This is a genomic window from Sphingomonas xanthus (assembly GCF_007998985.1).
GTDB lineage: Bacteria > Pseudomonadota > Alphaproteobacteria > Sphingomonadales > Sphingomonadaceae > Sphingomicrobium > Sphingomicrobium xanthum.
Genome location: NZ_CP041659.1, coordinates 1,176,388 through 1,189,058 on the forward strand (window position 1 = coordinate 1,176,388; position 12,671 = coordinate 1,189,058).

General features: G+C 63.7%; 13 protein-coding genes. 7 read left to right on the forward strand and 6 right to left on the reverse strand.

Going from position 1 to position 12,671, the window contains the following annotated elements; all coding sequences use genetic code 11:
- Positions 1-125 precede the first annotated feature (125 nt).
- Complete coding sequence (gene xth, locus FMM02_RS05895) at positions 126-917, forward strand: exodeoxyribonuclease III (RefSeq protein WP_246104735.1); 792 nt, start codon at positions 126-128, stop codon at positions 915-917.
- The gene (gene ribA / locus FMM02_RS05900) at positions 914-1,960 is read left to right on the forward strand and encodes a GTP cyclohydrolase II (RefSeq protein WP_187107705.1); all 1,047 of its coding nucleotides are present in this window, start codon (positions 914-916) and stop codon (positions 1,958-1,960) included. Before xth ends, ribA begins: the two co-directional genes overlap by 4 nt.
- 1 nt (position 1,961) lies before the next feature.
- Here the strand turns inward: ribA and FMM02_RS05905 are convergent, their stop codons facing one another.
- Positions 1,962-2,618, reverse strand: coding sequence for a YggS family pyridoxal phosphate-dependent enzyme (locus FMM02_RS05905; protein WP_147493988.1), 657 nt, complete (start codon positions 2,616-2,618; stop codon positions 1,962-1,964).
- 61 nt (positions 2,619-2,679) lie between these two features.
- On the opposite strand from FMM02_RS05905, the gene FMM02_RS05910 reads away from it, so the two are divergent.
- Positions 2,680-3,192: a thiamine phosphate synthase gene (locus tag FMM02_RS05910; protein ID WP_187107706.1), complete on the forward strand. Its 513-nt coding sequence runs from the start codon at positions 2,680-2,682 to the stop codon at positions 3,190-3,192.
- Between the two features lie 6 nt (positions 3,193-3,198).
- Here FMM02_RS05910 and FMM02_RS05915 read toward each other — a convergent pair whose 3' ends face one another.
- The gene (locus tag FMM02_RS05915; RefSeq protein ID WP_147493990.1) at positions 3,199-3,912 is read right to left on the reverse strand and encodes a hypothetical protein; all 714 of its coding nucleotides are present in this window, start codon (positions 3,910-3,912) and stop codon (positions 3,199-3,201) included.
- 192 nt (positions 3,913-4,104) lie between these two features.
- Between FMM02_RS05915 and FMM02_RS05920 the strand changes: the two genes are divergently transcribed.
- The 4 genes from FMM02_RS05920 to holA are packed head-to-tail and all read left to right on the forward strand — an operon-like array spanning position 4,105 to position 8,586.
- Positions 4,105-4,539, forward strand: a complete 435-nt coding sequence (locus FMM02_RS05920) for a DUF3576 domain-containing protein (RefSeq protein ID WP_147493991.1) — start codon at positions 4,105-4,107, stop codon at positions 4,537-4,539.
- A gap of 11 nt (positions 4,540-4,550) precedes the next feature.
- The gene (gene leuS, locus FMM02_RS05925; protein ID WP_147493992.1) at positions 4,551-7,076 is read left to right on the forward strand and encodes a leucine--tRNA ligase; all 2,526 of its coding nucleotides are present in this window, start codon (positions 4,551-4,553) and stop codon (positions 7,074-7,076) included.
- Positions 7,073-7,567, forward strand: coding sequence for an LPS assembly lipoprotein LptE (lptE, locus tag FMM02_RS05930; protein ID WP_147493993.1), 495 nt, complete (start codon positions 7,073-7,075; stop codon positions 7,565-7,567). The genes leuS and lptE overlap by 4 nt, the downstream gene beginning before the upstream one ends.
- Positions 7,564-8,586, forward strand: coding sequence for a DNA polymerase III subunit delta (holA, locus tag FMM02_RS05935; RefSeq protein ID WP_147493994.1), 1,023 nt, complete (start codon positions 7,564-7,566; stop codon positions 8,584-8,586). Before lptE ends, holA begins: the two co-directional genes overlap by 4 nt.
- Here the strand turns inward: holA and FMM02_RS05940 are convergent.
- Genes FMM02_RS05940 through mnmG form a run of 4 tightly spaced genes read right to left on the reverse strand, consistent with a single transcriptional unit; the run spans position 8,583 to position 12,650 of the window.
- Positions 8,583-9,461, reverse strand: coding sequence for a ParB/RepB/Spo0J family partition protein (locus tag FMM02_RS05940; protein ID WP_147493995.1), 879 nt, complete (start codon positions 9,459-9,461; stop codon positions 8,583-8,585). The two genes, holA and FMM02_RS05940, sit on opposite strands and share 4 nt — an antisense overlap.
- Complete coding sequence (locus tag FMM02_RS05945) at positions 9,458-10,243, reverse strand: ParA family protein (protein ID WP_147493996.1); 786 nt, start codon at positions 10,241-10,243, stop codon at positions 9,458-9,460. Before FMM02_RS05945 ends, FMM02_RS05940 begins: the two co-directional genes overlap by 4 nt.
- Positions 10,240-10,854, reverse strand: a complete 615-nt coding sequence (gene rsmG / locus FMM02_RS05950) for a 16S rRNA (guanine(527)-N(7))-methyltransferase RsmG (protein WP_147493997.1) — start codon at positions 10,852-10,854, stop codon at positions 10,240-10,242. The genes FMM02_RS05945 and rsmG overlap by 4 nt, the downstream gene beginning before the upstream one ends.
- On the reverse strand, positions 10,851-12,650 hold the full coding sequence (gene mnmG, locus FMM02_RS05955) for a tRNA uridine-5-carboxymethylaminomethyl(34) synthesis enzyme MnmG (RefSeq protein WP_147493998.1): 1,800 nt from the start codon (positions 12,648-12,650) through the stop codon (positions 10,851-10,853). The genes rsmG and mnmG overlap by 4 nt, the downstream gene beginning before the upstream one ends.
- Positions 12,651-12,671: the final 21 nt, after the last annotated feature.

Consider the following 12,671-nt stretch of genomic DNA (forward strand, 5'->3'; position numbering starts at 1 on the left):
TCGCCTTGCGTGACTTACGCTTGGTCGGCCCTGGTTCCATGCCCCCGGAGCCAGGGCCTTTCCATGTTCGCGGCATCGGCACTTCGGCCTTCACAGGCACGCCAAGGTCGCTACAGGACATTCGCGTGACCAAGCTCAAGATCGCATCCTGGAATATCAACAGTGTCCGTGCCCGGGCGCATATCGTCGAACGCTTCCTAGACGAGGAGCAGCCCGACATATTGTGCCTGCAGGAAACCAAGGCGCAGGACATGGTCTTCCCAGGCCAGATGTTTCACTCGCGCGGCTATGTCCACCATGAGCTCAATGGCCAGAAGATGCATCACGGGGTCGCGATCCTTTCACGGCTGCCGCTGCACGACAGCGGGCGGCACGACTGGCAGGACAATGGCGAGGCGCGCCACGTCGGTGCGCGGCTGGCCTGCGGTATCCGCCTCGAAAATGTCTATGTTCCCGCCGGCGGCGACATCCCTGACCGCAACCTCAATCCCAAGTTCGGCCAGAAGCTCGACTTCATCGAACGCATGACTCGGTGGTCGGAAAAGTTGGCTGAGCCGACTTTAATCGTCGGGGATTTCAACATCGCGCCGCTCGAATGTGACGTCTGGAACCACAAGGCGCTGCTTAACGTAGTCAGCCACACGCCGCTTGAAGTCGAGACGCTCGAGCGGCTGCGCGCGGCGCACGACTGGGTCGACCTTGGGCGCAAGTTCATCCCCGCGCCCGAACGCTGCTTCACCTGGTGGAGTTATCGCGCCCAGGACTGGGAAGCGAGCGATCGCGGCCGGCGCCTCGACCATATGTGGGCCTCCCCCGAGCTTGCGGCGCAGGCGACCGCGCACCGGGTCCTCGAGCCATGCCGCAGCTGGGACAAGCCGTCAGATCATGTCCCGCTGGTTGTCGAGCTTGAGGTGTGAGCGAGCCAGACGATTTCGCCCGGGCGATTGCCGCCCTAAGGGCCGGCCGGCCGCTCGTCGTGGGCAGTTCGGCATTCCTGTCCGTCGAAAGCGCCAGCGAGGCGATGCTCGTCCTGCTCGACCCCGACCGGCGTGCGCCCGTCATTATCAGCGGCTACCGGGCGGAGGCTCTGGGGCTGGGCAACGCCCATGACGCGGCGGGCGTAGGCGGTCCGGTCGAACTCCGGCCCTGCGACTGGCTGGACCGCGATGTCGCCAGGGCCCTCGCCGATCCCGCCCGCGATCTCGAACGCGGCCCGATCGGCCCGCTCCAGCCAACAGTCGTGGAACATCCAGCCGAAGCTCAAGCTGCGCTTTCGCTGGCGCGAATGGCCGGTTTGCTTCCCGCGCTTTGGCGGATCGACGGCGAATTTGCGGACTCGGTCACGGTCGAGGCAGTGACGTCGGCTATCACGCGGCCGGTCGCGCAACTCGTCGCCCGCGCGAAGATTCCGATCGCCGACCTTTCCTCCTCGCAGCTTGTTTCCTTCCGAGATCCGGCAACCGGTGAGGACCATGTCGCGCTGGTTATCGGAGCATTTGGCGGAGAGCCGCCGCTGGTCCGCCTGCATAGCGAATGCCTGACCGGTGATGTGTTCGGCAGTTTGAAATGCGACTGCGGACCGCAGCTGACCGAGGCCCTGCGGATCATTGGCGCTGCCGGCGGCGGAGTGCTGCTCTACCTTCGCCAGGAAGGGCGCGGGATCGGCTTGGCCAATAAGCTTCGTGCCTACGCGCTACAGGATCGCGGGCTCGACACAGTCGATGCCAATCGAAGGCTTGGCTTTGCCGACGACGAACGCGGCTATGCGATGGCTGCGGCGATGCTGCGCGCGCTGGGAATTGACCGCGTGCGCCTACTGACGAACAACCCGGCCAAGGTTGAGGGACTGTCGGCCGAGGGAGTCGCGGTCGTCGAGCGAGTCGCGCATCACATGCCGACCAACCCGCATAACGTGGAATATTTGGCGACCAAGAAGCGGCGCAGCGGCCACCTCGACTGATTCAGTCGTCGAACAGGGCCGAGCCGATTCGGAGTGCGGTGGCGCCAAGCATCACCGCCACCGGATAGTCGCCCGACATCCCCATGCTGAGGCCATCGACGCCATGACGCCGGGCGAGTTCCGCAAGCAGGGCGAAGTAGGGACCAGGCTGCTTCCCATGCGGCGGCATCGCCATCAATCCGGTGAGCGGCAAGGGCGAGGCGCGCACTGCGTCGAGAAAGGCCGGCAGGTCGTCGACCGCGACCCCACCCTTCTGCTCCTCCGCGCCGATATTCACCTGCACATAGACGGCCGGGTAACGGCCTGCCTTCTCCCCCGCCGCGACCAGCGCGTCGAGGAGCGAGCGACGATCGAGCGAGTGAATGACGTCGAACAGGCCGACCGCGTCGTCGGCCTTGTTCGACTGGAGTCGTCCGATCATGTGCAGGCGGACTTGGGGATAGCGGCTTCGAAGCGGCGCCCATTTTTCCGCAGCCTCGTTTACCCGGTTCTCTCCAAAGTCGCGAAGTCCGGCGAGAAGAAGCGGCTCGATCTCGGCCGCGGAGCGCTGCTTGGTGACTGCGACCAAGGCGACATCGTCGGGATTGCGGCGGGACGCCTTTACGGCCTTGGCAATTTCGGCACGGACCGCGGCCAGGCAGGTATCGGTGTCGCTCATCCGCCACGCTATAGATAGTCGAATGGAAGGCAACCAGTCCCCCTGGCCCAAGCGCTGGCTGATGACCGACGAGCGCGTCGGCAAGCGCTTGTGGGAAGCCATTGACCACCTTCCGTCGGGCCAAGCAGGGGTTGTGTTTCGGCACCACGGCCTGGCGGGACCGCAGCGCGCAGAGCTTGGGCGGCAGCTTGCCGGACTAGCGAGGGCGAGAGGCCTTGTCCTGGCGGTGTCGCGCGACCCCGAGCTGGCCGAGCGACTCGGCGCCGCACTTGTCCATAATCCAGCCTATGCGACCGCCCTGCCTTGCTCGCGATCGGTTCATGACGAGGCGGAGGCGGAGGCAGCCGAAAAAAGCGGAGCGGCACTGGCGTTCGTGTCGGCGCTGTTCCCGACCCGGTCCCATCCGGGGGCCCAGCCGCTGGCCTTATCGCGTGCGATACGGCTCGCCTGGCTTGTCGGCTGTCCCGCGATTGCCCTCGGCGGAATGGACGAGCGACGGTGGACGAAGCTGAACGCTGCCCATCCCGACGTGTTTCACGGATATGCAGGAATTTCTTGCTGGCTCGAGGCCTAGATCAGCTTAGAACTTGAAGGCAGTGCCGACGTAGACGGCCTTGCTGTCATGCGTGTCGTCCGCAAGCGCAGGAATCTGGTCCCGCTCAACCTTGTAACGGACGCCGCCGGTCAGCGCGATGTTGCGGCTGATGTTATAGGAGCCGCCGACGTCGACCGACACGCTGTCGGGACGCGCAAGCGCCGCGACCCGGCTATCGTTCCGCTCGCCGCCGAGCGCGATTCGGCCGGTGAATTTCTTGAGATTATAGCTGACGCCGACCACCGCGGTCTCGCGGGTGCCAATCACTGGATCCGGGCTGCTGGCCCGGGCAACGTCGCCGGAAACCGCAAGCCGCTTCCAGCCGATCGCCATGCCGAGGTCATATTGCGCCGGGGTCAGGCTGCTAACCGGCGACGCCGACGTGATCTGAGACGGCGCGACCGGGGTCGGCGCACCGCGCGAACGAAGCGCGATTCGCACCTGCGAGGTCCGGCCCTTGGGCGCCGCCGGAGTGAATTTGAAATCGGTCAAGGAAATCGTCCTGCCGGCAAACATCGCCGCAAGCCGCGGATCGGCAGTCGCCGGAGTGAACGTCGAAATCTTGTCGAAGCTCAAGGAGATAGCCGGCGGGCGCTGGGCGCTTGCAGCCGCCATTCCAAGAACCGGGGTCATGATAAGCGCACCGGCCGCGAGCAACGTCGCCGCCTTTCCGCCAATCGCTGTGACCCTGTTTTCCACTTTAAACCGACTCCTGTTCATCCATTACATAGTCTGACGAAGCTGTCGGTTCCATGACCAGAGTCGATTCCCATGGCGCCTGTGGCGCGGAATCCACAAGTTGCCCGTGCGGTTCGTCCCAAACCGGTGCTTGCCGAGCCGGGGACAGCATCTATAACGCCATGGATATCCTGTTTCGCGAAGAGAGACGACATGCGCCGCTTGCCCCTTACCGTTCTTTCCCTGGCCGTTGCCGGGACCGCCCTGTCCGCCTGTTCGCGCAATCGCGACGTCCCTCGCGAACTCGCCCCGTCGCGGATGACGAGTATCGGCGTGAACAGCTATTTATGGCGGGCCGCGGTCGACACGCTGTCGTTCGCCCCGCTGATCACCGCCGACTCGAATGGCGGCGTCATCGTCACCGACTGGTACATCAACCCGAACACCCCGGGTGAGCGGGTCAAGCTCACCGTGTCGATCATCGATCAAGACCTGCGCGCCGACGCGTTGCGCGTTGCCGCCAGCCGCCAGGTCAACCAGTCTGGCGTTTGGGTTGATGCCCCCGTCGCCGCGGCCACGGTTCAGAAACTTGAGGACATCATCCTCACCCGCGCCCGCGATCTTCGCCGCACCACCGTCGGCGGATAAGGCCTAACGTCATGACCAACCGCTTCGACCCGGCGGTTGCCGACCGGCGCTGGCAGCAGCGCTGGGCGGAAGCCGAAAGCTTTCGCGCCGACAGCCTGTCGGCTAAGCCCCGCGCCTATGTCCTGGAGATGTTCCCCTATCCATCGGGGAGGATCCATATGGGGCACGTCCGCAACTACACGATGGGCGACGTGCTTGCCCGCTTTCGCCGGATGCAAGGCTTCGAAGTCCTTCACCCGATGGGTTGGGATGCGTTCGGCATGCCCGCCGAAAATGCGGCGATGGAGAAGCGGGTCCATCCAGGCGCATGGACCCGTGAAAATATGGCGGCGATGCGCGCGCAGCTGAAGAGCATTGGCTTCGCGCTCGACTGGAGCCGGGAACTGGCAACCTGCGACCCGGAATATTACGGGCATGAGCAAGCCCTTTTCCTAGATTTGCTGGAGGCGGGACTGGTGTTCCGCAAGGAAAGCGAGGTCAATTGGGACCCGGTCGACATGACCGTGCTGGCCAATGAGCAGGTGATCGACGGCAAGGGCTGGCGATCCGGAGCAACCGTCGAGCGCAAGAAATTGAGCCAGTGGTTCCTGAGGATCACCGACTTCGCCGAGGAGCTACTCGAAGGCCTGGGCACTCTTGATCAATGGCCCGACAAGGTCAGGCTGATGCAGGAAAATTGGATCGGCAAGAGCCGCGGCCTGCAATTTTGTTTCCGGCTTGTCGGTACGCCGCCAGGCGGGACAAGCTGCGACATCGATGTCTTCACCACCCGGCCGGACACCATCTTCGGTGCCAGCTTTGTCGCCATCTCGCCTGCCCACCCGATCGCCGAGGCGCTTGCCGCCGACCGGGCCGAAGTGGCCGAGTTCATTGCCAAGGCTCGCGCCGGCGGTACCAGCGCGGCCGAGATCGAGACCGCCGAGAAGATTGGCTTCGATACCGGGCTGGAGGTCGTGCATCCGCTTGATCCCAACTGGCGGCTGCCGGTCTGGATCGCCAACTTCGTGCTGATGGATTATGGCACTGGCGCCCTGTTCGGCGTCCCCGCCCACGACGCGCGCGATTTCGATTTCGCGACCAAATATCATCTGCCGGTCCGGCGAGTGGTCGCGACCAGCCTGGACGCGGCCAGCGCTCCGGTGATCGAAGCCGAAAGCGGCGCCGGCGTCGCGGTCAACTCCCAGTTTCTCGACGGACTAACCACCGAACAGGCGGCCGCAGAAGTCGTCCGCCGCGCCGAGACTGCGGGCTGGGGCCAGGGGAAAACCCTTTATCGCCTGCGCGATTGGGGCGTTAGCCGCCAGCGCTACTGGGGAACGCCGATTCCCGTGATCCACTGCGATCGCTGCGGTCCGGTCGCCGTGCCGCGCGACCAGCTACCCGTGGTGCTCCCCGAAGATGTTAGCTTCGACGTTCCCGGCAACCCGCTTGACCGGCATCCTAGCTGGAGCAAGGTCGACTGCCCAACGTGCGGCGCGCCCGCGCGGCGCGAGACCGATACGCTCGATACTTTCGTCGATTCGAGCTGGTATTTCATCCGCTTCGCAAGCCAGCCGGATGACCGGCCATTCGACCGCGAAGAGGCGGAAAAGTGGCTTCCGGTGGGACAGTATATCGGCGGGGTCGAACATGCGATCCTTCACCTGCTTTATGCGCGCTTCTGGACTCGCGCGCTTGCCAGGATCGGTAAATTGACCGTCCAGGAGCCGTTCAAGGGGCTGTTCACCCAAGGGATGGTTACCCATGAAACTTTTCAGAGTCCCGACGGCCGCTGGCTCAATCCGACCGAAATCGTGGTCGGCGAGGCTGGACAATTGGTTGAAAGGGCGACCGGAGCGCAGGTGAACCGCGGCCGGGTCGAAAAAATGTCCAAGTCCAAGAAAAACACGGTCGACCCCGGCCCAATTCTCGATCGCTATGGCGCCGACGCGGTGCGATGGTTCATGCTGTCGGACTCGCCGCCCGAACGGGACCTCGAATGGTCGGAGGGCGGGATCGAAGGGGCCAACCGTTTCGTCCAACGCGTATGGCGGCTGGCACAGTCGCCCATAAGCGGATCGGGTGAAGAGCCGGCGCTCAACCGCAAGCGGCATCGGGCCGTTGCCGCAGTGGGGGATGCGATCGAGGGTCTTCAGTTCAACAAGTCCGTCGCGGCTCTTTATGAATTCGCCCATGCCATCGAAAAGGCTCCGCCTTCGGCTACCCGCGACGAGGCGATCCGTACCTTGTTGCTGCTCGTCTCGCCAGCCGCGCCCCATCTCGCCGAGGAGGCCTGGGCGTTGCGCGGCGAACAAGGGCTGATAATCGATGCCGAATGGCCGACGTTCGATCCGGCGCAACTCGTCGACGACGAAGTGACCATCGCGATTCAGATCAACGGCAAGCTGCGGGAAACGATGATCGCACCGCGCGGATTGTCGCGCGACGATGCCGAGCTCCGCGCGCTTGGCCTGCCCAAGGTCCAGGCACAATTGGCGGGCGCCACCCCGCGCAAGGTCATTGTGGTCCCGGACCGGTTGGTGAATATCGTCGCATGAAGCACGCCTTGCCCCTGCTGTTGATGTTGGCCCTGCCCGGTTGCGGATTGCAGCCGATGTACGCAGGCGGCAGTTCGGGTCATGCCGCAACTCAGCTTCGCATGATCCAGGTGGCTGCGATCCCCGAACGGGCCGGTTGGCTCGTCCGCAACGCGCTGGTCGACCGGTTGGGCGGCGAGCCGGCGGGTCCGGCCTATCGGCTGGAAGTTGAACTGGACGACGATCTCACGGCCTTCGGTATCCGTGGCGATAGCGGCGCTACGCGCGAGCGGCGAACGCTTCGGGCGCGGTACCGGCTGGTCGAGCTGTCGAGCGGCCTGGTCGTCCTCGACGCCACCGCCGGATCGGACGCCGGCATCGACGTGGTTAGCTCCGAATATGCCACGGTGGCTGCCGAACAGACCGCGCAGGAGCGGCTCGCGACGGTAGTTGCGGACCAGATGGTGGCGAGGCTGGCATTGTTCGTGCGCAGCCGCGGCCCGGGCCGGTGAAAGCCGCCAAGGCAAGCCTCGGCGCTGCGATCGATCGGCCGGACCCCAAGGTCCGCTTTTATCTCTTCCACGGACCCGACGAAGCCGGTTCTCGGGCGCTTGCCATTCGGCTTCTCAAGGGACTTGGTGATGCCGAGAAGTTCGTCATTCTCGGTCAGTCGGTGAAGACCGATCCGGCGAACCTCACCGACGAAGCGAGCGCTATGGCGCTGTTTGGCGGGCGGCGGGCAATCTGGATCGAGCCGGCTGGCGACGAGATCGCGGAGGGCATTGCGGCGCTGCTCGATTCGTCCGCGAGTGAAAGCGCGGTCATCGCGCTGGCCGGTGTGCTGCGCAAGACATCGCCGCTGCTCAAACTGGCGGAAAGCCATCCGCTCGCGCTCTCTCACGTATCCTGGGTTCCCGACGGGCGGGAGATGGACCGGCTGATCGTCGAACTGGGTCGCAACATCGGCCTTCGAATTCATCAGGACATGGCGCAGCGGCTGGCCTCCGCAGCCAATAATAACCAGGCCATCGCCGCGCAGGAACTGGAGAAGTTCGCGCTGTTCCTTGGTGCGGAGCCAAGTCATCCGGCGGAACTAGACCATGGAACAGTCGACCTGCTCGGCGCCGACTCCACGGAAAGCGACTGGCTTCGGCTCGGCGACCTGGCCCTGTCAGGTCAGACGGATGCGCTCCTCGCTGAGCTTGGCCGGCTACCGCTTGGTGCGGGACAAGCGATCCCTGTGATCCGCGGGTTGCAGCGGCGCCTATTGATGCTGGCCCCGCTCCGGGCGCGGGTCGAGCGTGGTGAAACGGTCGATGCCGTCATGACCTCAATAGGTAAGTCATTGTTTTGGAAAGACAGACCGCTCATCCAGCGCCTGCTGGCAACTTGGTCGGCAGAGCGTATTGCCGAAGCGGCCAATCGGGCGGCGGCTCTTGAGCGCCAGTTGATGCTGAGCGCGGTCGACGATCAGTCGGCGCTGGGAGAAACATTGGTCACCCTTGCGCGGGTGGCCGGCCGCCGCCGCTAGATCGGCTCGCCGCTGAGCCGCTGGCAAATCAGATCGAGCTGGTCGAGCGAACCATAGTGCAACGTCACTGTCCCGCCGCCCTTGCCGTGCGAAACCTTGACCCTGAGACCGATCAGGTCGCCGAGCTGCCGTTCAAGCGCCTCCAAGTCGGCATCGACGGAGCGCGCCCCTCTCCGAGCGGAGGACGCTCCGTGATTTCCCGCCGGAGCTGGCTTCACCTCTTTCGCAAGTCGCTCGGCCTGGCGGACGGACAGACCCCCATCGACAATCGCTTTGGCCAAAGACTCGGGATCCGGGGTTGTTACGATCGCACGTGCGTGACCCATGCTGATATCGCCTCGCAAGAGCATCTGGCGAACCGTTTCGGGAAGATCGAGCAATCTCAACAAGTTCGCGACATGACTGCGCGACTTTCCAATCAATCTTCCGACCGCTTCCTGGCCATGGCCATAATCGGACATCAGCTTGCGATAGGCATCAGCCTCTTCAATGGCGTTGAGATCTTCACGCTGGATATTCTCGATCAGCGCGACTTCGGCCGACCCTTCTTGATCGAAGCGGCGGACGATCGCCGGGATTTCATGAAGCTGGACCCGCTGCGCGGCCCGCCAGCGCCTTTCACCGGCGACAAGTTCAAACCCGTTGCCGGTATCGCGCACGAGGATGGGCTGAAGGACGCCGCGCTCCTTAATCGATGCCGCGAGTTCGTCGAGCGATTGTTCATCGAAATATTGCCGCGGCTGCGACGGATTGGGCTTGATCCGCGCGACGTCGATCATGCGAACGCCTTCGGAGTTCCCTTCCGTCCGCCCTGGACGAACCGACTCGTCGATCAGTGCGCTCAGCCCGCGCCCGAGACCAGAAGGCTTCTTCATGCAGCCTCTGCAGCAATGCGAGGCAGGCGCGCCATGATTTCGCGGGCAAGCTTCAGATAGGCTTCCGACCCCGGGCATTTAAGGTCGTAGATCAAAGCGGGAAGTCCGTGGCTTGGGGCCTCGGAAAGCCTGACGTTGCGCGGGATGACGGTATCGAACACCGCGCTGCCCAGGCAGGCGCGCACATCCTCAGCGACCTGCTGCGACAGATTATTGCGCCGATCGAACATCGTCAGGGCGACGCCCAGAATCGACAGGTCCGGATTGAACGCGACTCGAATGCGCTCGACCGTCTGGAGCAGTTGGCTCAGCCCCTCCAACGCAAAAAACTCGCACTGCAGCGGCACGAGCAACTGCCGCGAGGCGACCAGCGCGTTGACCGTCAACAGGCCAAGCGACGGCGGGCAATCGAGGAGGCAGACGTCCCATCGCCCTTGTGGCGCCTCGTCAAATGCCTGGAGCAGACGATGGGTGCGACCGTCGATTGACGCCATTTCCACCTCGGCCCCAGAAAGGTCAACGGTCGCCGGTAACAGATCGAGCCGCGGCACCTTGGTCGCGACAACCGCTTCGGCAATGGTCGCATCGCCAATCAATACGTCATAGCTCGATTTCTCACGTTGGGCCTGGCCTATCCCCAGTCCGGTCGAGGCGTTGCCTTGTGGATCTAAGTCGACAAGAAGCACTTTCCATCCGATCGCAGCTAGGGCGGTCGCGAGATTAATTGCGGTGGTGGTCTTGCCCACTCCGCCCTTCTGGTTGGCGACTGCCACGCGGATCATCTGTTTCCCCTCCGGCGGACATTACAGGCGATCACTATCGCCGAATCCTCGCTGGTTCGGCTTGGAACCAGGCGAAAGCTACCCTGCCACGTTGCCTGCGCCTCATCCAGTTCTGTTTTGGCCTTTCTGCCCTTCGGAAGGATCCATTCTGTCTCGGTGTGGGCCAGATGACGTGCCATCCCGAACAGCTTCGGCAACGGGGCTACTGCCCGCGCGGTGATGAAATCGAACATGCCGGTCACGCGCTCTACCTTCGCCTCGGCCACCCTCACCTGATTGAGGCCAAGTCCTCCGACCATCTCGCGCAGGAATTGGGCGCGGAGCTTTCTGGGTTCGATCAGGGTCATGGGCTCAGCTGTTAGGATAGCGATTACCAAGCCCGGCAGGCCCGCCCCCGATCCGACGTCGCACCACGTTCCAGAGCGAGTGACGAGGCCCGCCAGCTGGGCTCCGTCCATGATATGACGGGTCCACAGTTCATTGACCGAGGATGGCGAAATAAGGTTCTGACGCGCGTTCGCATCGAGCAGCAGCGACGAAAACTGCTGGAGCTTCGACATTGTTTCACGTGAAACAGGGCGCCGCGCCGCTTCGGCGAGCAAATCGATCATGCCGCGCGGCGCATGAGGGCGAAGTGAAGCGCCGAGAGCGCCGCTGGCGTCACGCCCGCTACCCGGCCGGCCTGGTCAAGATTATCAGGCGAGGCTGTCGAGAGACGTTCGCGCATCTCGTGCGAGAGGCCCGGAACCTGGTTGTAGTCGAAATCGGCTGGAAACCGCAGCGCGCGATCACGTGCGCGAGCCCCCTCTTCCGCACGCTGGCGGGCGAGATAAGGCTCATACTGGGCATCTTCGATCGCCTCCGATGCAGCGTCATTTTCGCCCAGTCGTTCCCGCACAGCAGCGAGTGCGTCCGCCCGGCGGGCCCATTCCCCCAGCGGCTTGCGATCGCTGTCGGTGAGACCGAGATCAGTCCCGTGGACCAATTGGCAGAGGGCCGATTCCGCCGCGCACTTCTCGTCCAGATGTCGCTCCATTCGAGCCTTTTGCTCGGTTCCCAAGCAATTGAGCCGCAAACCAAGCGGGCCCAGCCTGCTAACCGCATTATCGGCGCGCAGGTGGAGCCGATATTCGGAGCGAGCGGTCAGCATACGATAGGGTTCACTGACGCCTTGTAGGGTCAGATCGTCGACCATGACTCCGATGTAGCTGTCGGCTCGATCGAACTGCGCGGGCTCGAGATCCAGTGCCGACGCGGCCGCGTTAAGCCCGGCAACAGCGCCCTGGGCGGCGGCTTCCTCATATCCCGTGGTCCCGTTGATCTGACCGGCGAAGTAGAGACCATGCACCTGCTGGTGCTCCAACCTGCTGTTCAGCCTTCGCGGATCGGCATAAATATATTCGACTGCGTAACCGGGCTGGACGATTGCAGCGCGCTCTAGTCCAGCGATCGTGCCCAGGAGGTCCTGCTGCACGTCCAACGGTAAGGACGTCGAAATCCCATTGGGATAGACCAGGCTTGTATCGAGGCCTTCGGGCTCAAGGAAGATCTGATGACCGTCGCGATCGCCGAAGCGGTGCACCTTATCTTCGATGGAAGGACAATAGCGAGGCCCCCTTCCCTCAATAGATCCGGCAAACAGGGGCGACCTCCCCAAGCCGGCCCGAATGACGTCATGACATCGTTCGTTGGTACGAGTGATCGCGCAAGCAAGCTGCGGGATTATTGGCGAAGGGGCGAGAGCCAACCGCCACCTGCAACGGTCGCTGGGCTGCGGATTCAGTCGTGACCAGTCCACCGTCCTGCCATCTATTCGGGGGGGCGTGCCGGTCTTCAACTTCTGATCGGCAAGTCCCAGCTCCCCGACCTGCCGCGCCAATGCCGTCGCCGAATTGCCCCCGAAACGCCCGCCCTGCCATCGCTCTTCTCCGCGATACAGAGTCGCGCCGAGGAAGGTACCCGTAGCCAAAACGACCGCCGAGGCTTCCAGAAGCGATCCATCGGAAAGAGTCACGCCGCAAACTTTGTGACCTTTCGTTATCAACGCCACAGCTTCGCCCTCAACGACGGCAACACCTTCACCTTCCAACAACTGCTGCACGGCCGCGCGATAAAGTTTGCGATCGGCTTGGACCCGCGGTCCGCGAACTGCGCTACCCTTGCTGGCGTTGAGCATGCGCCGATGGATCGCCGCGCGGTCGCCGGCACGGGCCATCAGGCCGCCCAGCGCGTCGATCTCCCGCACCAAATGACCCTTGCCGACGCCGCCGATCGACGGATTACACGACATCTGGCCAATATCGTCGGATCGAAACGTGAGCAGGACCGTCCGGGCGCCACGACGGGACGCGGCCGCGGCCGCTTCACACCCGGCATGCCCTCCACCAATAACGAGCACGTCAAACATCGACGCCCCATAGCGTTTGGT